The organism is Candidatus Sulfidibacterium hydrothermale (assembly GCF_020149915.1).
GTDB classification, from domain to species: Bacteria; Bacteroidota; Bacteroidia; order Bacteroidales; family F082; genus Sulfidibacterium; species Sulfidibacterium hydrothermale.
The window spans coordinates 2,491,594-2,513,571 of the sequence record NZ_CP083760.1 but is presented as its reverse complement, the minus strand read 5'-3'; the positions used below and the strand labels follow the sequence as shown (position 1 = coordinate 2,513,571).

The 21,978-nt window shown below is 42.7% G+C and carries 21 protein-coding genes and 1 riboswitch; of the genes, 7 read left to right on the top strand and 14 right to left on the bottom strand.

Translation table 11 applies throughout. The features are described 5' to 3' along the window. The 6 genes from LA303_RS10305 to LA303_RS10280 all read right to left on the bottom strand — a co-directional run bounded on the left by LA303_RS10305 (position 1) and on the right by LA303_RS10280 (position 5,236). Positions 1–690: a DUF554 domain-containing protein gene (locus LA303_RS10305; protein ID WP_240525280.1), complete on the bottom strand. Its 690-nt coding sequence runs from the start codon at positions 688–690 to the stop codon at positions 1–3. Then, positions 690–1,973, bottom strand: a complete 1,284-nt coding sequence (locus LA303_RS10300) for a mechanosensitive ion channel family protein (RefSeq protein WP_240525278.1) — start codon at positions 1,971–1,973, stop codon at positions 690–692. The genes LA303_RS10305 and LA303_RS10300 overlap by 1 nt, the downstream gene beginning before the upstream one ends. A gap of 223 nt (positions 1,974–2,196) precedes the next feature. Beyond that, complete coding sequence (locus tag LA303_RS10295; RefSeq protein WP_240525276.1) at positions 2,197–3,603, bottom strand: C1 family peptidase; 1,407 nt, start codon at positions 3,601–3,603, stop codon at positions 2,197–2,199. Positions 3,604–3,646: 43 nt separating this feature from the next. Next, positions 3,647–3,985 (bottom strand): translation initiation factor, encoded by a 339-nt coding sequence (locus tag LA303_RS10290; RefSeq protein WP_240525274.1) that lies wholly within the window; start codon positions 3,983–3,985, stop codon positions 3,647–3,649. Then, positions 3,972–4,883, bottom strand: a complete 912-nt coding sequence (locus LA303_RS10285; protein WP_240525272.1) for a diacylglycerol/lipid kinase family protein — start codon at positions 4,881–4,883, stop codon at positions 3,972–3,974. The genes LA303_RS10290 and LA303_RS10285 overlap by 14 nt, the downstream gene beginning before the upstream one ends. A gap of 14 nt (positions 4,884–4,897) precedes the next feature. Beyond that, positions 4,898–5,236, bottom strand: coding sequence for an immunoglobulin-like domain-containing protein (locus LA303_RS10280; protein ID WP_240525270.1), 339 nt, complete (start codon positions 5,234–5,236; stop codon positions 4,898–4,900). Positions 5,237–5,420: 184 nt separating this feature from the next. Between LA303_RS10280 and LA303_RS10275 the strand changes: the two genes are divergently transcribed. Beyond that, a complete protein-coding gene (locus LA303_RS10275) occupies positions 5,421–7,169 on the top strand; it encodes a M23 family metallopeptidase (protein WP_240525268.1) in 1,749 nt (582 codons plus the stop codon). A 35-nt stretch (positions 7,170–7,204) separates the two neighbouring features. Here the strand turns inward: LA303_RS10275 and LA303_RS10270 are convergent, their stop codons facing one another. From LA303_RS10270 to LA303_RS10250, 5 genes are read right to left on the bottom strand one after another with little or no spacing between them, the layout of a single operon-like run. Next, positions 7,205–8,389: a homoserine dehydrogenase gene (locus tag LA303_RS10270; protein ID WP_240525266.1), complete on the bottom strand. Its 1,185-nt coding sequence runs from the start codon at positions 8,387–8,389 to the stop codon at positions 7,205–7,207. Positions 8,390–8,401: 12 nt separating this feature from the next. Then, positions 8,402–9,409, bottom strand: coding sequence for a homoserine O-acetyltransferase family protein (locus tag LA303_RS10265; RefSeq protein ID WP_240525264.1), 1,008 nt, complete (start codon positions 9,407–9,409; stop codon positions 8,402–8,404). Between the two features lies 1 nt (position 9,410). Next, positions 9,411–10,697 (bottom strand): O-acetylhomoserine aminocarboxypropyltransferase/cysteine synthase family protein, encoded by a 1,287-nt coding sequence (locus tag LA303_RS10260; RefSeq protein WP_240525262.1) that lies wholly within the window; start codon positions 10,695–10,697, stop codon positions 9,411–9,413. Position 10,698: 1 nt separating this feature from the next. Then, the gene (locus tag LA303_RS10255) at positions 10,699–11,880 is read right to left on the bottom strand and encodes an aspartate kinase (protein ID WP_240525261.1); all 1,182 of its coding nucleotides are present in this window, start codon (positions 11,878–11,880) and stop codon (positions 10,699–10,701) included. Between the two features lies 1 nt (position 11,881). Continuing rightward, entirely contained in the window at positions 11,882–12,067 is a 186-nt protein-coding gene (locus tag LA303_RS10250) for a hypothetical protein (RefSeq protein WP_240525259.1), read from the bottom strand. A 223-nt stretch (positions 12,068–12,290) separates the two neighbouring features. Further along, a riboswitch (SAM riboswitch) is annotated at positions 12,291–12,408 on the bottom strand. 1,436 nt (positions 12,409–13,844) lie between these two features. On the opposite strand from LA303_RS10250, the gene LA303_RS10245 reads away from it, so the two are divergent. Then, positions 13,845–15,101: a DUF438 domain-containing protein gene (locus tag LA303_RS10245; RefSeq protein WP_240525257.1), complete on the top strand. Its 1,257-nt coding sequence runs from the start codon at positions 13,845–13,847 to the stop codon at positions 15,099–15,101. 23 nt (positions 15,102–15,124) lie between these two features. Here the strand turns inward: LA303_RS10245 and dtd are convergent, their stop codons facing one another. After that, on the bottom strand, positions 15,125–15,577 hold the full coding sequence (dtd, locus tag LA303_RS10240) for a D-aminoacyl-tRNA deacylase (RefSeq protein WP_240525255.1): 453 nt from the start codon (positions 15,575–15,577) through the stop codon (positions 15,125–15,127). Positions 15,578–15,630: 53 nt separating this feature from the next. Between dtd and LA303_RS10235 the strand changes: the two genes are divergently transcribed. The 3 genes from LA303_RS10235 to tsaA all read left to right on the top strand — a co-directional run bounded on the left by LA303_RS10235 (position 15,631) and on the right by tsaA (position 17,218). Beyond that, positions 15,631–16,353 carry a pyridoxine 5'-phosphate synthase gene (locus tag LA303_RS10235; RefSeq protein ID WP_240525253.1) on the top strand — a complete coding sequence of 241 codons (723 nt, stop codon included), beginning with the start codon at positions 15,631–15,633 and terminating at the stop codon, positions 16,351–16,353. A gap of 86 nt (positions 16,354–16,439) precedes the next feature. After that, positions 16,440–16,736 carry a thioredoxin gene (trxA, locus tag LA303_RS10230; RefSeq protein ID WP_240525251.1) on the top strand — a complete coding sequence of 99 codons (297 nt, stop codon included), beginning with the start codon at positions 16,440–16,442 and terminating at the stop codon, positions 16,734–16,736. A gap of 23 nt (positions 16,737–16,759) precedes the next feature. Further along, entirely contained in the window at positions 16,760–17,218 is a 459-nt protein-coding gene (gene tsaA, locus LA303_RS10225) for a tRNA (N6-threonylcarbamoyladenosine(37)-N6)-methyltransferase TrmO (RefSeq protein ID WP_240525249.1), read from the top strand. Positions 17,219–17,240: 22 nt separating this feature from the next. Here the strand turns inward: tsaA and LA303_RS10220 are convergent, their stop codons facing one another. After that, positions 17,241–18,656 (bottom strand): sugar transferase, encoded by a 1,416-nt coding sequence (locus LA303_RS10220; RefSeq protein ID WP_240525247.1) that lies wholly within the window; start codon positions 18,654–18,656, stop codon positions 17,241–17,243. 189 nt (positions 18,657–18,845) lie between these two features. Further along, on the bottom strand, positions 18,846–19,781 hold the full coding sequence (locus tag LA303_RS10215; RefSeq protein WP_240525245.1) for a Gfo/Idh/MocA family protein: 936 nt from the start codon (positions 19,779–19,781) through the stop codon (positions 18,846–18,848). An 84-nt stretch (positions 19,782–19,865) separates the two neighbouring features. On the opposite strand from LA303_RS10215, the gene LA303_RS10210 reads away from it, so the two are divergent. Beyond that, positions 19,866–20,513: a protein-L-isoaspartate(D-aspartate) O-methyltransferase gene (locus tag LA303_RS10210; protein ID WP_240525243.1), complete on the top strand. Its 648-nt coding sequence runs from the start codon at positions 19,866–19,868 to the stop codon at positions 20,511–20,513. Positions 20,514–20,756: 243 nt separating this feature from the next. Then, the gene (locus LA303_RS10205) at positions 20,757–21,968 is read left to right on the top strand and encodes a c-type cytochrome (protein ID WP_240525241.1); all 1,212 of its coding nucleotides are present in this window, start codon (positions 20,757–20,759) and stop codon (positions 21,966–21,968) included. Positions 21,969–21,978: the final 10 nt, after the last annotated feature.

Sequence of the window (21,978 nt, the reverse complement as noted above, 5' to 3'; positions counted from 1 at the left end):
TTATACTCCCGTTCCGGGGAAAAGCCAGATCAGGAAAACAATCACCACCAGTGCAGGCAGCATGTTAATGACTTTTATTTTTTTGATTCCCAAAATATCAATACCAAGTCCCAGCAAAAGAATTCCTCCGACCGCCGATAGTTCGGTTATCATAACCGCCGGGAAAAAATCGCCCAGCCACATGGCCAGCAACGTAATGCCTCCCTGAAAAATAAGCAGCGGAACGGCAGAGAATAAAACGCCAATACCAAGTCCTGATGCCAGTGCAATGGAAGAAACACCATCCATCAGCGATTTAATTAACAGCAGGTGCGGATCACCGTTCATTCCCTCTTCAATGGCTCCCAGAATGGTTAACGAACCCATACAATAGAGCAGGAATGCCGTAAGCAATCCGTCGGTAAAACGTTCATTTTTACTTTTAAACCGTTTTTTTATCACATCGGCCATTTTTTCCAGTCCGCGGTCCAGGTGAAGACTTTCTCCGATAACAGCACCAATGATCAGGCTGAAAACCATCTGTAAAACATGGGTGGATTTTAAGGCCATGGAAACACCGAGATAAAGCGTAAATAAACCGATAACCTGAAAAAATATTTTAATGAACCGGTCGGGTAACCGGCTTTTCAGAAGAAGACCGGTCAGACTGCCGACAATTACTGTAGCTACGTTAACTAAAGTTCCAATCATTATCCGATGTTTGTCTGTTTTGTTCCTAATTGAGCCAGGTCGCCGCTTTTGGGAAATTGGTACACCCGCAAACCGAATTCGGGCAAGACGGCTAAAATCAAATCAAAAATATCTGCCTGGATGTCTTCATATTCTGCCCAGGCCGTGGTTTTGGTAAAAACATAAATTTCTATGGGAATTCCTTTTTCTGACGGGGGCAGTTGTCTTACCAGGAAAGTCATGTCTTTTCGAATGTCTTCGCGGTGTTGCAGATAAGCTTTCAGGTAAGCCCTGAAAATGCCAAGATTGGTTTGCCGTCGTCCGTTGACCACCACCGACGGGTCTACCTGAAATTTTTGGTTATACTCCTGAATCTCTTTTTCTTTTTTCTCAAGGTAGGGCTTCAGGATTTTAATTTCTTTGAATTTTTCCAGCTCTTCCTGCGTTACAAAATGTACACTGTCCATGTCGATGTACACCGCTCGTTTAATTCGTCTTCCGCCGGCTTCTTCCATCCCTCGCCAGTTTTGGAAAGAGTTGGAAACCAGGCTGTAAGTGGGTACGGTGACGATGGTTTTGTCCCAGTTTTGAATTTTAATGGTAGTCAGCGTAATTTCCATAACGGTACCGTCGGCATGGTATTGCGGCATGCTGATCCAGTCGCCGATACGAATCATTTTGTTAAAGGTGAGTTGCAGTCCGCCTACAAATCCGAGAATCGGATCGCGGAAAATCAACATCAAAATAGCAGAAAGAGTTCCCAGTCCGACAAACAGGGTGCTTAAATCGCGGTGTAAAAGCGTGGCAATGGCAAACAGGAGCCCGAAAAAGTAAATGATGATTTTTACAATTTGTATCAGCCCGGTAATGGGATGGTCTTTTGAAAATTCAAACCGGTTATAATAGTCGTTCAGGGTAGATAAAAGGCTGTCGATGACCAGAATGATAATAACCACAAAAGTAACTTCCAGGGTTCGCTGGATAATGCTGATAAGAACCGGAAGCGAATAAACACTGTCCTGTGCAAAATAGTAGAGAATAAGCGTAGGGACGAGATACGAGATTCTTCGAAACAAACGGTGTTTTACCAACAAATCGTCAAACTGGTTACGTGAGCGCCTGAAAACCGGAATCAGTATCTTTTTCATTCCGCTCCAGGTGAGTCTAAAGATGATGTATGAAAACAAAAAGAGCAGGATAAGTGAGAGCGTTTCCCCGGTGGTTTCGGCCCAGTTGGGCGACATTCCGGCTTTTTGAAATAAATGAATAAGATAAACGGTAAGGTTTTTCAGGTAAAGATTCATATCAATAGTTTGCGGTGTTTAAAAATGGTTGAAACAGTTTATCCCGGACAAAATCTTGTTTTCCGGGCAAAATTTTTGCCAAAGATACGGACAAAATTTAATCGTACCAGTAGTATTTTAAAATGCGTCAATGGCGTGGTTCGAGACTTGCAGCACGCTGAAATCAACGCAAGCACTACCGGTTTTTAGCCCGTTTGGGCTGTTGAAAAGCGAGAACGGATTCTTAAGGTTCGGGTGTAAAAACCGGATCCCACGGTGGAAGTAAGATGGGCTTGCTTTTCAGTATTTTTAAGATGTTTGGTGAAATGTATTTTTTATTGATGACCAGCCTGAACATGTAATTATCAAACCAGTTGTCGGTAGCGGTAAGAAAACCATGATGTCCTTTATCGGGGCCCCAGCTGTTTTCAATCAGCCATTTATCCGGTTTTCCGTCGGGCAGTACATTCACGCCAACCAGTGCCATTCCGTGGGTAGAACCACTGTCGAAGGTTTTGATTCGTTGTGCTTTATCCATTCCGAATTTTACGCCGAAAAGGTCATCATAATCATAAAGCCGGGTGTCCAGAAAACCGGCTTTACCGTCGAATTGTTTTCCCACATCGCAAGACAGATACATGGCCTGATTGTCTTCGATAGAACGAATGGCAAACTTTTTAATGGTGTCGTTGGGAAGGTTGATATAGCGCCAGTTGCCGCCTTCGGCCAGATTCCGGTCAAATTGTACATCATAAAGTTTATAGTAGGGCCGGGTAGGGTCGTTCATGAACATCACGTAGTCATCCACATTTACCCCGACTACTTTTTTAAAGAAAGACTGTGGCGTGAAACTTTCGGGTTGACTGATTTTGTCTTCTTTATCGCGGTATTGCCAGGTGAAGTGTTGTGGTGGTTCACCGAATGCCAGTACCAGCATCCGGTAAATGCCGGTCAGCATTTCAATTTTACGCTGGGTAATTTGTTTTGCCGGCTTTTTTTCCTGTACCATTTTTCGTAATTCCAGACCATCTTCGCGCAACTTGCGGCGCAATAACCGCGAAAGCATGGCGGTATGATTGGTTTGGTAAGTTTCGGGCATCGCCGAAGCCGGCACCAGCCCGTATTTTTTTACCAAATCGTTAAAGGTAGCCCATTGTCCGCCATCGCCAATGGGATTGTGGAAGAGCCAGCTTACCATACGGCTGTCCATAGGATCGTTGGCTGTGGAAATGGCAATTTCCATAAAAAGATTGGCTTTTTCGAACTGATCCCAGAAAAAGCAGTAGTTTTCCGAGAATTCAAAATCAGGCAGATTATATTTCCGAATGACGATGGGACGCAAGGTGTTGAGCGAGGTAAACAACCAGCACCGGCCTGACGATTTTTGGTTGGTGGTAGCCAGCACGCCGGTAACCTGATGATTGAAAAAATGATTGACTTTTCCCTCGTTACTGCGATTTTTAGCCAGCTTTTTAATGTCGTTGTGGGTGATGGCATTTTGTAAGGCTTTGTCCGATGCATTGTGATGATAAGACGCCATGATCTTATGAATCGTTTGCATATCCAGTTTCCCTTTTTCAACGTTTTGTGCCTGTATGCCTCCTAATATCAGGGTGGTGAAAATCAGCAGCAGGATTTGTTTTTTCATCATTTTTGGTTTTTAGTTTATACTGTTTTTATTCTTGACTTTTGGTTTATCCGCCTTTTTGTTTGACTTTAAAACCTTCTTTTTCGAGGAAACTTTTTACTCGTTCTCTAAAATCGCCCTGGATGATAATTTCTTCATTTTTTACCGAGCCTCCGGTTCCGCAAAGGGATTTCAGTTTTTTCCCCAGTGCTTTCAGATCGTTTTCGTTGCCTGTAAATCCGGTAACCAGCGTTACTTTTTTGCCTTTTCGTTGTTTTTTGTCCAGCGATACGTATAGCAACTGTTGCGAAGGCGGTGGCGTAATCACTTCTTCCGGCTCTTCCTCGTAAGAAAAATCCGGATTGGTAGAATAAACCATCCGGCTGTTTTTTTTATTTGATGTCATGGTTTGGAATAATTACTTTTAATGATAACGGATAGACTTTTACTTTCAGTTTTTTGCCCATTTTCCGGGCTTCTCCGTCAATATTAACCACTCTTTTTTTCTTCCGGGTCACGGTAAAGTTTCCGGAACGGTAACTTTGCACATATTTCGATTTGTCGATGGCGCGCAGGAGTAACAGATTGGCCACCAAAGGCAAATCAAAGATGCCGGGTTTTTGCACTACAATTACGTCCAGCATGCCATCGCGCAGGCGGGCATTGGGAGCAATAGCCGTGTTGTACCCAAACTGATTGGAGTTGGCAAAGCTGATGAAGAGAGCACGGGTTTTTACGGTGGTCCCGTCTTCAAATTCAATAAAATATTTTTTCGGTTTGTAATACAAGAAATGAGAAGAGATCAAATGGGCGTACGAAAAAAAACCGCGGCGTTCTGATTTGGCGAAATATTTGGCGACCAGGGCATCGAATCCTACGCCGGCGATACTGACAAAAGGCACGCCATTGATGGTGGCGGTGTCGATTTCCGTAACGTGCAGGCGGTTAATCAGTTTCATGGCCCCGCCAATCATGCGTGGGATGCCGAGATGCCGTGCCAGCCCGTTTCCGGATCCTTGAGGGATGATGCCCAAAATAGTTTTGCTCCCGATAATTTGTGAAGCCACTTCGTTAATGGTCCCATCGCCACCCACCGCCACTACAATATCTGTTTTCTGTAAAACAGCTTCACGGCTCAATTCAATGGCATGGCCTGCATATTCTGTTTCTCGAATGAGAGTCGTGAACTTGTTGCTGTCAATATGTTTCTGAACCGCCTCTTTAAAACGGGTATGTTTATGTATTCCAGACTTGGGGTTGACGATAAAAACAATTTTTTTTCTTTCGGAAAGAGGTTGTTGCATATTTGTCATTTAGATTAAAAAATTTCGACAACCACAGTCCGGGTTTTTTCGTCTGCTTTGTTGCCGGCGGCATCACTCACGTTGTACAACACTTTGTAAATGCCCCTTTCGTGAATGTTTACGTTATTGGTTACCTGAAGCCGGTCCGTAATGTCTAACGTGTCGCCATTACTCTGCACATCATACGCTTTGGCCCCGGCATCCACATATACTGAATCCAGTTCGGTATATACCGGATTACTACCTAAAACCACAATAAACGGTTTGGTCGTATCGGGATTGTCATCTTTTTTACAACTCCACAAAAAGAAAAACAGGAAAATTCCTGTGGCAGTTAAAAGTAAGCGTTTCATCTTGGAATCGTTTTAAAACGATACAAAAGTAAGAAATCCGTTAAAACGAACAGATGCCCTTTTGCTTGTTGAATCAACCGGGCTGAAAAAATAAGCTCATGACTTCTTTTGGCTTTAAATTGGACAAAGCGGGCAGCTGGACTACGACTTTTTTTAAATACTTTTGCGAGACAATTATGCAGGCATGACTTATTTGGCAAGACATTCTTTTTTTGTTCTGGTATTAATGGGCGTTTTTCTTTTTCCCGGTTCTCCTCTCCGGGCACAACATCCTGTTTTATCGGATGGTTTTCGTCCACCGGTGTCTTTTCCGCTGGAGTTGTCAGGTACTTTTGGCGAATTACGTAGCGGACATTTGCATTCGGGAATCGATATTAAAACCGGTGGAGTACAAGGAAAGAAAGTGTATGCCATTGCCGACGGTTACATCTCGCGGATTAGCATTACACTCGGAGGCTATGGGAAAGCGTTGTACATTACTCATCCCAATGGCTTTATGTCGGTTTACGGACATCTGGAAAAATTTGCTCCTGCTATCCAGCGTTATGTGAAAAAGATTCAGTATGAACGTGAGAGTTATACGGTGCAAATTTTTCCTCCCAAGGGGAAATTGCCGGTAAAGAAAGGAGAAGTCATTGCGTATTCGGGAAATACCGGAGGATCGCTCGGTCCTCATCTCCATTTCGAAATTCGTCATGCCGTTACGCAGCATCCGGTAAATCCGTTACAGTTTAAAGGAATAAAAATAGCGGATAAGCTTCCCCCAAAAATTATCCGGTTATCCGTTTATCCGGTTTATCCGTACAGTCGTATCAACGGAAAGTGTGATACGGTTCGGATTTTGGTGTTAGGGCATGGAACCGGTTGTTATTTGAAAAATAAGCCGGTCATTACAGTTTCCGGGCCCGTATCATTTGGATTGCGTACTTACGACGTGATGAACGGAGCTCCCAACAAAAACGGTATTTACTCGCTTCAGCTTTTTGAAGACGGGCGACTGGTTTTTGCACTCAAAGCCGACAGCCTTTCTTTTGCCACTACCCGTTATGTAAACAGCCTGATAGACTACAGTTATTATGTCAGAACCGGGCGTCGTTTTATTCGTACCGAACGGGATACGAATAACCGGTTGCCTTTGTACAGAAAAGATACCCGTGACGGAATTTTTGTTTTTAAAGATACGTTGCCCCATCATTTTCGATATGTGGTTAAAGACATTTATGGCAATACGGCCTCGGTGCCATTTGTTGTCAAGGGAATTCCGTCAAAAAAGAAAAACTGCTTAAAGTCCAAAAAGGAACCGGGATATTTTATCCGGTATGATCAGCCGAAACGTATTTCCAGCGGAAACTTGCAGCTCTCTTTTCCTAAAAATTGTTTTTACCGGTCGTTTTATCTTCATCTGAAAAAACTTCCTCCGGTAAAAAACGCGGTGTCTCCTGTTTACAAAGTGCACAACCGGCTTGTTCCGGTTCAAAAATATTTCACTTTATCTGTTCGTGATGATTCGATTCCGGCAAAGTGGAAGACAAAAACCTATTTGGCCTATGCTCCCGGGATAAAAGATGAATTTTATTTTGCCGGGAACGGACGGGATGGCGATGTCCTGACAGCCCGGGTAAGAGATTTGGGCTATTATACGGTTTTGGTTGATACTGTTCCTCCGGTAATCAAGCCGTTGAACTTTAAAAACGGAACAAAAATTACCGGAAGAAAAACACTACAGGTAGAAATTAAAGATGAGGGAAGCGGCATAAAAAAATACGCAGCTACACTGAACGGCCATTGGATTTTGATGGAATATGATGTGAAAAATGACCGGTTAACTTATTTTGTGGATTCCCATTTGAAAAAAGGAAAAAATCTTTTTCAGCTTGTTGTGGAAGATAACTCCGGCAACAAAAGCCGTTATCAGGCCTCCCTTGACCGTTAATTTTATTGGTAAGTGCGTGGCAGGCCGGAGAGAAATTATTCGTTGAAAACGGCAAGGAAAAGCTGTCGTTTTTCGATTTCGTTATTGATTTTTACCAGTTTTTCAAGGCAGATTTTTCCAATTACATAGCGGTTTTCCCGTCCTTTGTAATTTTCGTAGATCTCATCAAAATCAAATAAAGCAAGATCTTCTTCCTGGTGATAACGTAGATAAACCGTTAGTGACAAACGGTTGGTAAAACGGGGAAGAGCAAAGTATTTTCTTTTTTTGTATTCGTATTTGTATTGATGGCTGATCGCGGTAATGTCAGACAATACGGCCGAACCGGTAGGGTAGGCTCCGGCTCCTTTTCCGAACATAAACTGCTTATCATAAAATTCTCCTTCGATAACCACTCCATTGTATTCGTCTTCCACATTGAAGATGTAGTTTTCTTTATTTACAAATTCAGGAGCTACAAAAAGCGTGATTTCATCTTTTCCGGTTTTGGTTACTTTGGCTACCAGCTTGATTTTTAAATTTTTCTCTTTGGCAAACCGTACGTCGAAATTGGTGATCTGATCAATTCCGAAACGAAATACTTTTTCGGCCGGAATAACCGGTCCGAAAGCGTGAGCTGTGATAATGACCAATTTGTACAAAGCATCGTATCCTTGTACATCTGCATCCGGATTGCTTTCGGCAAAGCCCAGTTCCTGAGCTTCTTTTAAAGCCGTAGCGTAATCTTTTCCTTCGCGAAAAATTTGAGTTAAGATGTAATTGGAGGAACCGTTCAATATACCGGTGATCGATTTTAACAGATCGTTGTCGTAATATTCTTCCAGGTTTCGGATGATGGGAATGGAACCGCAGGCTGACGCATCGTATAACAGCGACTGGCCGGTTTCTTTCTGCAATTGGATCATCTCTTCGAGATGGGCTGCCAGCATTTTTTTATTTCCCGAAACCACATTTTTCCCTTTTTTTAATGCTTTTTTTACCAGGAGATAAGCCTCGTCAGCATCATCAATAAGCTCGGCAACCACATTAATTTCCGGATTGTCAAGGATTCTGTTTGGATCGAAAGTTAAAAGAGGAAGGTGAAGGTTCCGTTTTTTATTTTCATGCTTTACACAAATGGCTGACAGGGTAGCGTCTACTGTTTTGCTTTTTTGCAATACGGTATATAAACCCTGGCCAACAGTTCCAAAGCCGTATATTCCAATGTTCAGTTTTTTCATTTTTTAACAGGATTAATTCCAGAAATCGGTTATGATGTTCGTTAATGTTTCAAATTCAAGCAAAAATCCGTCGTGGCCGTATTCAGAATGCAGCCACTGTAATTGGGCATCCGGAATATATTTTGCCAGTATTTCCTGATCTTCTTTAGGAAAAAGAATGTCGGTGTCAATGCCCACCACCAGCGTTTTGGCTTTTATGGCAGCAAGTGCGTTGGGTAATCCGCCACGGCCCCGGCCGGCGTGATGGCTGTCAAATGCCCGCGTGAGGATATAATAAGCCCGGGCATCAAACCGGCGAGCCAGTTTTTCCCCCTGATATTGCTGGTAGGTAATGGCTTTTAAATTCCGGTAGTCATCGTCCGGTAAGATGGGTTGGGTTTTGTTGTAAGCTCTTGCATTGCGATAGCTTAGCAAAGCCATGGCGCGGGCTGCTTTCATTCCATCTTTGCCACCATCGGGTGTTTGGTCGTAATAGCTTTTGTCTGCACGAATAGCCATGCGCTGTGCTTCGTTCAGTCCGGCAGTCCAGGCCGTGATACTGGCTCCGCCGGCAATCAGCACAAGATGGCGGATGCGATCGGGTTCGGTAATGGCCCATTCCACGGCCTGAAAACTGCCGATGGAGCCGCCGGTAAGCAGTTCAATTTTTTCTATGCCAAGATGTTCCCGCAAAATCTGGTGGGCTTTTACCATGTCGCGAATGGTAATATCCGGAAAACGGTGATAATAGATTTCTCCGTTTTCATCTTTGGATAACGGACCGGTTGTGCCGTAACAAGATCCTAAAATGTTGGCACACACAATAAAATGTTTTTCCGGGTCGAAACATTTTCCCGGTCCTGTCATGCCGCTCCACCAGTCGGCTACATCCGAATTGGCAGTCAGTGCATGACAAATCCATACCACATTGTCACGGGTTGCATTGAGTTTTCCGTAAGTATGGAAAGCAATTTCCAGCTCGTGTAACGTTTTTCCGCTTTCCAATAAAAACGGCTTGTCAATTTTTAGTTTTTGTATCATTTTAAACTTGTCTGAATGCCTGGTCGAAATCGGCAATGATATCGTGAATATTTTCAATTCCTACAGAGACCCGCATCAGCGATGGCCCAATTCCTGCCCGTTTCAGCTCTTCATCCGTCAGCTGTTGATGGGTCGTGGTTGCCGGCTGAATAATCAGGGTTCTGGTGTCTCCCACATTGGCCAGGTGGCTTACCAGTTTCAAATTTTCCACCAGCCGTGAAGCTGCTTTTTTGTCTCCTTTCAGCGAAAAACTTAAAACAGCGCCGTAACCATGTTTCAGGTATTTTTTAGCAAGGGTATGCCGGGGATCTTCAGGAAGTCCGGGGTAGGAAACGCTTTCCACTTTCGGGTGCTGCTGGAGCCATTGTGCCAGGTGGAGGGTGTTGTCTGCTGAGCGTTGTACGCGTAGCGATAAAGTTTCTACTCCCTGCAAAAGCAAAAAAGCATTGAACGGACTGAGTGCCGGACCGAAATCACGCAATCCTTCTACCCGTGCCCGGATAATAAAAGCGATATTTCCATAAGGACTTTTCTTTCCGAAAACGTCAGAAAAAACCAAACCGTGGTATCCTTCGGATGGCTCGGAGAATTGTGGAAATTTTCCGTTTCCCCAGTCGTAAGTTCCTCCGTCAACGATGATGCCTCCCAGGCTGTTACCATGTCCGCCAATCCATTTGGTTGCCGATTCCACTACGATGTGGGCTCCCAGTTTTAAAGGTTGGCAGAGATATCCGCCGGCGCCAAAAGTGTTATCGACCACCAAAGGCAATTTGTATTTTTCGGCAAGTGCTGCAAACTTTTCAAAATCAGGAACTTCAAAGCTTGGGTTTCCAATGGTTTCGATATACAGGGCCTTGGTTCTTTCGTTAATCAGTTTTTCAAAATCTTCGGCCTGCAGGCTTTCGGCAAAATGAACCTGAATTCCCAGCCGTTTAAAGGTCACTTTAAACTGGTTGTATGTGCCGCCGTAAAGAAAAGGAGAGGAAACCATTTCGTCTCCCTGTTCTAAAATATTGTTCAGCGCAATGAATTGTGCCGAATGTCCTGATGAAACAGCCAGCGCTGCAATACCGCCTTCCAGTGCCGCCATTCTTTTTTCGAGAACTTCGGTTGTGGGATTCATTAAACGGGTATAGATATTGCCAAATTCTTCAAGGTTAAAAAGTCGCCCGGCATGCTCCATGTCTTTGAAAAGATACGATGTAGTCTGATAGATCGGAACAGCCCGCGAAAGGGTTGTCTCGTCCGGTGTGTGCCCGGCATGAACTTGTAATGTTTCGTAATGCATGTTATTCGGTTTTGGTTTTATGAAATAATTCGTGATGGATAATTTGTGCTGCTTTGTCGGCCAGTTTTCGCTGAATAACAAAATAAACAGCCACTTCTGAAGCTCCCAGCACAATTTGCTGGACATTAATTCCGGCTTTAGCCAAAGCCGTAAACATTCGTCCGGCAATGCCTTCTTTTTGGTTGATGCCGTTGCCTACGGCAGCTACCCAGGCTATGTTGTCCTCGATTTCGGTATCAAAATCGAGCGATGTGTTCAACTTATCCACAATTTTCTTTGCTTTTTGGGCATCGGCACGCGAGAAAATAAAATGAATGGCCGTTTGCGAGGTAACCACTGAACGGATGTTGATGCGTGCCTGGTCGAAAGCACCGGTTACCATGGCCAAAATTCCTTTTTTTATACCGACTCCGCTGCCTTTTAATTTCAATAAAGCGATGTCTTCATTGGCTGTCACACTCTTAATGACTTCCGAATCTGTTGATTTTTGATGACTGATACGTGTTAACGCTTCTCTTTTTTGGGTTTGGAGATATTTGTCCGGATTGAGAATACGGATTTCTGTTTTTTGGGAAACCAGCGGGCGGATGGTGCGCGGATGTAAAATTTTGGCTCCGAAATAGGAGAGCTCGGCGGCTTCAAGATAACTGAGATGAGGAATACGCCGGACGCCGGTTATGATTTTCGGATCACCACTTAAGTAACCTTCCACGTCTTTCCAAACATCAAGGTATTTGGCTCCGACACAACGGGCTATACAGGCTGCCGAATAATCCGATCCTCCCCGCCCTAATAATACGGTTTCTCCTTCTCGGCTTACAGCATAAAATCCCGGAATTACATAAGTCATCTCCGGATGAAGAAATTTCTTCAGGTTTTCTTCGGTTTTTTTGAGTAAAACACTTCCTTGAAAAAACCGGCGGTTACTGACAATTCCTGCTTCTTCAGGAAGTGCCAGACGGCAATGGATTCCGTTGGCATTTAAAACAGCCTGAAGGGTAAGGGCGCTAAGCCGTTCGCCATAACTCATGATGGCGTTGGCGGTTGCTGCATCTTCGGTGCGAAAACCCGAAAAAAGTTTTTTTAACCGGTCAATGGTTTTTTGTAATTGTTTTTCAGCCCTTTGTTTTTCTTTGTTGTTTGTAATGAAACGGTCAATTGTTTGTTGGTGTAACTGGTACAATTCATCCGGCAGGGAAGCTTGCAGTTCCCGGTGTTCGGGCAGAAGCCAGTTTGTCGGTAATTCCGTAAAAAGCCGAAACAATAAGAAGAACCGGCTCGTTGTACCCTTTCAGCAAGGGAATGATACGTCCTATATTTTCCTGATCTTTTAAGTTGGATCCACCTATTTTTATGACTGTTTTATGCATGTTTTTCTAAATAAAAGATGTGATATAATTTTTCTTTTCAGACAAAAAGTCTTTCGGGCCGGGACAGGAATACCAAAAAATGCGACCTGCCCCTTTTACATTCGCATTACCCCATCTGAAAAGAAAAAATTCAGAAACAAAACGGCTAAAACAGTCCTTTTTTGCAGGCTGTAAAAAGAGTAGTTAAAAAAACGAACAATTGTTTTCATGTCTTTTTCTGTTTAAATTATAATTCCGTCCGGTATTGCCCGAAACGGCAGGTATTGGCACCTTTCCCGCCTGAGACGGGCAGGTTGCCGGAGTTTCACAGAGCCTGTTCTCTCCGCTCCTCTGTATAATTCAAACATTCTGTGGAAGGAACATTTGAATAATGGCACAAAACTATACAAAAAATTGAATTGACCGTTTTGCTTTTGGATTTTTTTCAACTTTTACATTTCCCTTTGAGTTCCTTGGTGGTGTTCTTCGTACATCTTAGTGGGGAAAAGGGGCCATTGATCACTGGTTATTGGGGAGGATGAACGAACGATAAATGTAGAGTGATGAATGATGAACAGGGGTGGATTTTGTTTTTTGGGGGGCGTCCTTTCGCAATTTCGCCCAGTCGTATTTGTCGTCCTGAACGGAGCGCAGCGCAGTGAAGGATCTCCAATGATGAAAGATGTTGGGATGGAAGGATGGAGAACGTTAGATGGGAAGATGTTTGACTCAATGATAAATGATGACGGGACTGTGATTTGTTTTTTGTGATTTCTCACTTGGTCATTAGTCACAGTTATTGGTGTTGCTGGTTTTCAGGTGTTTACCTACTTTTTTCTGTCGTCCTGAACGGAGCGCAGCGCAGTGAAGGATCTTAAAATAATCACGACTGTTCAAAGAGATGCTTCACTGCGTTCAGCATGACAAAAGAAGTTAATTTTTAGAATATGGAATTTCGTTTGTGATTTGTCTTTTTGTTTTTTGTGATTTCTCACTTGGCCATTAGTCACTGGTTATTGGTATTATTGATTTTCAGATATTTACCTGCTTTTTTCTGTCGTCCTGAACGGAGCGCAGCGCAGTGAAGGATCTCAAAAATAATCACGGTTGTTAAAATAGATGCTTCACTGCGTTCAGCATGACAAAAGAAGTTAATTTTTGGAATTTGGGATTTTTTTGTGATTTGCTTTTTTGTTTTTTGTGATTTCTCACTTGGTCATTAGTCACAGTTATTGGTGCTGCTGGTTTTCAGGTGTTTACCTGCTTTTTTCTGTCGTCCTGAACGGAGCGCAGCGGAGTGAAGGATCTTAAAATAATCACGACTGTTTAAAGAGATGCTTCGCGCTGCTCAGCATGACAAAAGAAGTTAATTTTTGGAATTTGGAATTTTTTTGTGATTTGTCTTTTTGTTTTTTGTGATTTCCCACCTGATCATTAGTCACTGGTTGTTGGTGTTGCTGGTTTTCAGGTGTTTACCTGCTTTTTTTCTGTCGTCCTGAACGGAGCGTAGCGCAGTGAAGGATCTTAAAAATAATCACGGTTGTTAAAATAGATGCTTCACTGCGTTCAGCATGACAAAAGAAGTTAATTTTTGGAATTTGGGATTTTTTTGTGATTTGTTTTTTTGTTTTTTGTGATTTCCCACTTTAGGCATTTCAAATTTTAGGCACTTGAAGTACTTAAAAAAGTAGTAGTTTTTTGGGAAGATCTGATTTTTTGTCTTTTGGTGCTCGCCTTTTTACGGAAAATCCTCATGTTAATAATTCCTATCTTTGCTGTAGATTTTAAAGCAAGAATTATGTCAGAATTCATCAATAATACCCAAAAAAGAATTGCCGGACTGGAAGCTTTTATCCGGGGCATTATTTTTCAGCGCGAAAAAGGTGCTGAACTGATCAAAACGTACGAAGAGGTTATTGCTGCGGTGAAACCTTTCGATGTAATGGTGGTGGTGCATAAATTGATGGAAGATAACCCACAGGGAGATGAGTTGTATCTGTTGAAAAAAGGAATCAACCGTTCCCTGAATATGCTTTACAAAGGATTGGTATCTCAACCGATTCCTGATTATGAAACAAAACCCTTTTTCGGAATTCTTCAGCAGGAAAATAATGAACTGAACGAACGGTTAATTGCTCTTCGCCCGTTTATCAAGGCGTTTAACGAAAAAAATGCCGATGAGCAGAAAATTCAATCGGCACTGAATGAAATCAGAAACCGTGTGGAAGCTTTGCAGGAATTTAATCTGCATTATATTAAAAAGGAGAATATTCTTTTTCCTGTGGTGGAGAAGGTTTTGAAAGAATATGGCTGTCTTCCGATGATGTGGTCCTATCATGATGACATCAGGAATTTTATTAAAGATACGGTTCAGATTATTGACCAGGGGAACACCGATTTGAAGAAATTGAATCGCCTGCTTGGTGATTTGTATTTTAACATGTACACCATCCGTTTCCGGGAAGAATACATTTTGTTTCCGGTGATCTTTGATATGATTCAGGAAGATGAATTGCACGATATGCTGGAGCAGTCTTTTGATGTGGGATTTGCTTTTATTTCTCCGCCGTCGGAGAAACTGTTGGCGAAAAAACCCGGAAAGAGTAATTCCCAAAAAGAAGAAACCCTGTTGTCGCAGGAAGAACTGGGCGACCGGTTGCTTGATTTTGGTACCGGAAAACTGACCATACAGCAGGCCGTAATGATGTTGAACCATTTACCTGTAGATGTGACCTTTGTGGATGAAAATGATCAGGTACGGTATTTTTCTACTCCCGGCGACCGTATTTTTCCACGTTCAAAAGCCATTATCGGGCGCTTGGTTGAAAACTGTCATCCGCCATCCAGTGTGCATGTTGTGAAAGAGTTGGTTGATGCTTTTCGCAGCGGGAAAAAACAAAAAGAGAGTTTCTGGATTCAGATGGGAAATAAATTTATCCTGATTCAGTATTTTGCTTTGCATGATGAAGAAGGCCGGTTCCGCGGAACGCTCGAAGTAAGTCAGGATGTTACGGATATTCGTAAACTGGAAGGGGAAAAACGGTTGATGGATTAAACGGCTTTCCTCCGTTTTTGACTTTACTCTTTGTTTTTCGTGTCAATAAATATCGTTACCGGCCCGTCGTTTATTAAAGTTACATGCATATGTGCTCCGAATTTGCCGGTGCCAATTTTTTTTTCGAGAAGATCTTCGGTGCGGGCAATGAATTTTTCGTATAACGGAATGGCCGTTTCAGGGCGTGCAGCACGGATATAAGAAGGGCGGTTCCCCTTTTTTGTGCTGGCATGCAGGGTGAACTGGCTGATTAATAAGATATCTCCCTGGATATCAGTAACCGATAAGTTCATTACACCATTTTCGTCATCGAAAATGCGTAGCCGGCATATTTTGCCGGCCAGCCAGTCAATATCTTCTTGTGTGTCGCGTTCTTCGATACCTAAAAAAACCAAAAGTCCCTGTTTTATTTCTGATTTTATTGAGCCTTCAATGCTTACAGAAGCCGAAGAAACCCGTTGAATCAATGCTCTCATAGTCTGTTCTTTTTCGCCGTCGAAATTACTACTTTTGCGAAAAATATTTTGAGATGATACGATTAAGTGTAAATATCAATAAAATTGCTACCTTACGCAATGCCCGGGGCGGAAACCTGCCCGATGTGCAGCAGGTGGCTGTAGACTGTCAGCGGTTTGGTGCACAGGGAATTACCGTTCATCCGCGTCCGGATGAACGCCATATCCGGTATAAAGATGTGGAACTCCTTCGTCCGTTGGTGACCACTGAATTTAATATCGAAGGAAATCCTATCCCGAAGTTCATCGATTTGGTATTGCAGCATAAACCCGATCAGGTGACATTGGTGCCGGATGATCCTGACCAGCTTACTTCCGATCACGGTTGGGATACCAAAAAACACAAAACGTTTCTCACGGATGTGATTGGTCGTTTTAAAGAAGCCGGTATCCGTACGTCCATATTTGTTGACCCGGATACGGAAATGATAGAACATGCGGTTTATACCGGAACAGACCGGGTGGAATTGTACACCGAAGGATATGCTTCAGGGTTTAAAACTGATCCGGAAGCCACCATTCGTCCTTTTGTGGAAGCTGCCCGTAAAGCCCGGGAAGTAGGACTTGAGTTGAATGCTGGCCACGATCTGAACCTGGAAAATCTTTCCTTTTTTGCCAAAAATATCCCGTGGGTAAAAGAAGTAAGTATCGGTCATGCTTTAATTGCTGATGCTTTGTATTACGGGCTTCAAAATACCATTCAGCTCTATTTAAGAGCTTTACGTGTTGAAGGTTGAAAAGCTGACAAAAATTCCGGTTATTTTCTGAAGGCATAATCTTTGTAAAAACGGGCACAGATTTTTAAGAAAGGAGAACAAAGATTATGAGTAAATTTCAAGATATTATACAAGGAGAAAAACCGGTATTGATTGATTTTTCGGCAGAGTGGTGCCAGCCTTGCCGGATGATGCCGCCCATTTTAAAGCAGGTAAAACAACAACTGGGCGACCGGATTCGCATTTTGAAAGTCGATGTAGATAAAAATCCGGCTATCGCCAGAAAATACATGATTCAAAATGTTCCTACCCTGATGGTATTTAAAAAGGGCGAAGTAAAATTTCGTCAGGCAGGGGTGATTCCGGCACAACAAATCATAGGGATTGTGCAACAGTTTCTGTAATTTTGCCGCATGAATGATTAGTCATGATGCATCAGAATAAAATTGAATTTGAGCCAATAGGCATTATCCATACCCCGTTTGACGGAAAAGAAAAAATTCCGCGGCAGGGCCGGTTTGGAGAAAATAACGACGGTGTCGCGGAAATTTTTCCGGAGTTTGTGGAAGGATTGAACGGGCTGGAAAGTTTCAGTCACGTTTATTTTCTGTTTCATTTTCACCGGTCAAACGGGTATTTGCTTACCCAGGTTACACCGCGGCATCATCAGGTAAAAGGCGTATTTGCCATCCGGAGCCCGCGTCGGCCCAATGGCATCGGAATGACCATTGTCAGGCTGAAAAAAATTGAAGGAAATAAAATTTATTTTTCCGGTGCCGATATGATTGACGGTACGCCGCTGTTGGATATTAAACCGTATTCTACCGATATTGACAGCTATCCGGAAGCCGATAACGGCTGGCTGAAAACACTTCCGCAGGATTAGTTGATGTTCAGTGCATTAAAAGTTATTTTCCTCTTCCCTGGAGAATAATAAGTACGGTGTATATCATAATTTTAAAGTCCATGGAAAGCGACATGTTTTCAAGGTAAAGCAGGTCGTATTTCAGGCGTTCTACCATTTCGTCGATGGTGGAGGCGTAGCCGTATTTTACCTGTCCCCAGGAGGTGATTCCGGGTTTTACTTTTAACAGTAACCGGTAATGCGGTGCTTTTTCCATGATTTGGTCAATATAATACTGGCGTTCAGGGCGTGGGCCCACCAGCGACATTTGTCCTTTTAATACAGTGAAAAACTGGGGAATTTCATCAAGACGGTATTTCCGGATAACTTTTCCGAAAGGAGTGATGCGCGGGTCGTCTTTTGACGAAAGTTGCGGCCCGTCTTTTTCTGCATCCACATACATTGACCGGAATTTGTACATGTAAAAAGGCTTCCCGTGAAAACCGATCCGTTCTTGCCGGAACAAAACAGGACCCGGTGAAGAAAGTTTTACCCCGATGGCAGTAAACAAATAAAGGGGCGACAGGAAAATAAGCACCATGGAGGAAGCAAAAATATCGATGATTCTTTTTAAATATTGCTGCCATGCCGGCATTAAATCTGGCGAGATCTCGATGAGCGGGGTGTGAAAAACATTGTCCACTTTCACCGTGCCAAACATAATGTCTTGCAGCATCGGGATCACTTTGATAATAACGTTGGCTTCTTCCAGCTCAATAATGATCCGTTGGATGGTATCTTTTTCGGAGCGTTCTATGGCTATAATTACTTCTTCTACTTCTTTTTCTTGTACAATGCGGTTTAATTCCCGGTAATTGCCCAGATAGGGAAGATGCCGGCTCATCTTAAAATTTTTCCGGTCATGAACATTGACAAATCCAACAAACTTGTTCCCGGAAGAAATTTCCTGATTGATGATGGAATGGTAAATGTTTTCGGCATTTCCGTTGCTGCCGATAATAATGGTGTTGAACCCGATTTCTCCGCGGTGTACTTTCCGCACGGTGCGGGTGGTTAATATCAGCCTGAAAAAATAAGTGATCCCAAATTGTAAACTGAAAAGGACGACAAATGATTCATAATAATCGCGATAGTCGTGAACCTGATCATCTAAAATCAAGACAAAAAACAAAAAAATCACTCCAATGAGAACTGTGATAAAGGTTTGGCCCAGTTCTTTTAATCGTGCTTTCCGGTAAATCCTTCGGTATGATCCGGCCATTACATATAGCATAAGCCAGAAAAGAGGAATAAAAATAATGCCTAGCCAGAATTTCCGGTCGTCAAAAATTGCGTTCCAGTGCTGAAAAATATGAGGATCTTCGTTGACTTTTCGGTACAGATAAAACAAAGTCCACGTCAGCAAGGCACTAAACCAGTCGAAAAAAACATATTTTGCAGCCTGTAAATTTTTATTCATCCTGTCGTTTTCGTTCGTGGCCAAAATCGGCTATTCCCTGAAAAAACCGTGAAAAAAGGTTTGGAGAAAACAAACTGTGATTTTGGGCTTCTATAAACGGGTAACGTGCAAAGTTCCCCGCATATTGTTTGCAAAATTAAAATTTCTTGTGAAGTACCGGTGAAAAGAAGCGGGAAAGATGAAATGAAATTACTGCCGTGAAAGCAGCTCTATTTTGTCATTGATCAGGAAGGCGGCTTTTAAATTCTGATAAGCATCTTCCAGGCTGACAGCCGGTGTCTTTTGTAATCGAATGTTGTTATAAAAATCGGTCAGGGCCAGGGTCAGCTTATCTTCAGAAGTGGCTTCCGGTTCTTCTATTTCAACGACAAACGGGTTTTTTTCAGCGGTTTCTTTTTGCCGGAGTACCTTCACCCGGTTTTTTAAAAAATCGGCTTGAATACGGGCGTGCCGCTGGTAAAATTTCACCCGGCGAATATTTTTCGACGCAATCCGGTTGGCGGTCAGATTGGCAACGACCCCGTTGTCAAATTCCAGGTTTGCATTCACGATGTCGGGAGAGCCATTAAATACCCTTACCCCCGTAGCATGTACTTTTTGGATGTTGGCCTTGGCAATGCTTAAAACAATGTCAATATCATGCATCATTAAGTCCATTACCACCGGGAGATCTTTGTTTTGATCAGTAAAGGCAATGTGCCGCTGGGCTTCGATATACAATGGACCAGACAAATAAGAAAGGGTGGCTTTGTAAGCCGGATGATATCGCTCGGGATAATTTACCTGTACAATGACATGGGCTTCGTTGGTGAGTTCAATCAGTTGCAGCGCTTCTTCCGGCGAGGATAAAACAGGACTTTCAATGAAAAGATGTCTTGATTTTTTAATGGTTTGTACAGCCAGCGGATAGTGCTCCAATGCAGGAGTTGCCAGGTCTATGGCGTCAGATTCCTGTAAAAGCTGATCGAAATCAGAGAAATACCGGAGGTTCATTTGCTGACAGCGTAAAAGGGTGTCCGGATGCAACGGATCAAAAATACCGGCAATGACAAATCCGGCAGCTTCCATGCATTGAATATGATGGAGAGCTGTTTTGTCCATGCCGACAATTCCAATTTTGTTCATCCGTGGTTTTTTTTCAAAAATAAAACCTGAAATGTTTACATTCGCATCCTGAAAAAGAAATAACCAACCTCCGAATGTTAATAAATGGAAGATTCATATCGACATAAAGGAATGCGTCGGCGCCTTGTGAATGAGATCCGGAAAAAAGGGATTTTGGATGAAAAAATACTGGAAGCGGTGTATGCGGTACCACGTCATCTTTTCCTGGATTCAGGATTTTTAAATTATGCTTACGAAGACAAGCCTTTTCCTATTGGCGCCGGACAAACTATTTCGCAGCCTTATACTGTGGCTTTTCAAACGGAATTGCTTCAGGTTCAGGAAGGGGATAAGGTGTTGGAGATTGGTACCGGTTCCGGATATCAGGCGTGTGTGCTGGCGGCGTTGGGGGTGGAAGTTTATTCGGTGGAACGGCAAAAAAAACTGTATGAAAAAGCCCGTGATTTTTTGCCGAAATTGGGATTTCATGTGCATCTTTTTTATGGCGACGGATATCTGGGCCTTCCACAGTTTGCTCCTTTTGACGCTGTTTTAATTACGGCAGCCGCTCCGGAAATTCCGCAAACGTTATTCGATCAGCTGAAAACAGGCGGACGGTTGGTTTCGCCTGTGGGAGAAGGAGATGTGCAAACCATGATCCGTTTTCATAAAGAAAAAGATGGCCGAATTATAGAAGAACGTTTCGGGAAATTCCGGTTTGTTCCCCTGTTAAAAAATACGGCTGACGATTAGCCGGATTTTAAGAATTGTTAATAATTGTTAATAAAAAAATTGTTTTACAAACAATTGATTTGCATAAAATTATACGTTTTTTATGCTAGATTGCGGTATTTAATTGCTTAAAAGTTTGGTTTTCTTGAAAAAAATTAAATAGTTTTGTCGGTATATTAAAGGAGTGACATATCTTTATTTAAGATTTCTTAACACTTTAAGCAGCGTAATAAAAACAGAGTTATATCTGATAATCTTTACAACATGATAATGAACAGATTTGTGCATGTCAGGAGATTGAAAATTGTTCGTCTCACCGGTTTCCTATTGTTATTTTTTGTCTTTTTCTTCACTACTTATTCGTCCGTATCGGGACAAACTGCTGAGGCAGAGAAAAATTTTGCACAGTGTAAAGCCTGTCATACCATTGGAGGCGGTAGACTTGTCGGCCCTGATCTGAAAGGGGTTACGGATAAATATCCGCAGGAATGGCTGATCAAATTCATCCAGAATTCCCAGGCTATGGTCAAGGCGGGAGACAAACGGGCCGTGAAGATTTTTAATGAATACAGTAAAATTCCCATGCCATCGCATCAATTAACAGATGCCCAGGTAAAAGACATTTTGCTTTATATTAAAAATGGCGGAAAAGTAGCGGCAAAATCTTCCCAGAAAACGGCTCAAAAAACGACAGTAAAAAAAACAACGGCACCGGTTTCTACAATGAGTGAAGCCGAACGTTACATTCAGCAAAAGCGCGAAAAAAGCCGGATGTTGGCTATTCTTGCCCTTGTTTCTTTGGTGGTTTTTCTTTTGGTGCTGATTGACCTCATTTTTACCCATTACCTGAAAGCCAAATGGGTACATTATGTGCTTATGCTGGTTACGTTGTGGATTATGGGACAATGGTCTTGGGATTATGCCACCAGTTTGGGACGACAAGAATTTTACCAGCCTGATCAGCCCATCTGGTTTTCGCATAAAGTACATGTCGGACAAAATAAAATTGACTGTGAATATTGTCACTTTACAGTGGAAAGAAGCCAGCATGCCGGTATTCCACCTGCATCGGTTTGTATGAATTGCCATTCGCAGGTAAAATCGGGTAAACATACCGGTACTAAAGAAATTGCCAAGATTTATGCTGCAATCAAAGAGAACAAGCCCATCCAGTGGGTGAAAGTACATAACCTGCCTGATTTTGTTTATTTCAACCACGAACAGCATGTAAAGGTGGGAAAACTGGATTGTACCGAATGCCACGGCAATGTGGATCAAATGGATCAGATTGCCCAGGTGAAAGATTTAAGTATGGGATGGTGTCTTGATTGTCACCGGACGCATAAAGTGCAATTTACCAACAACAAATTTTATGGTGCTTATAAAAAATTGCACGAAGAACTCCGGGCCGGCAAAATAGATTTGGTCACTGTGAAGATGATTGGCGGAGAAGATTGTGCAAAATGTCACTATTAATCATTTGAAT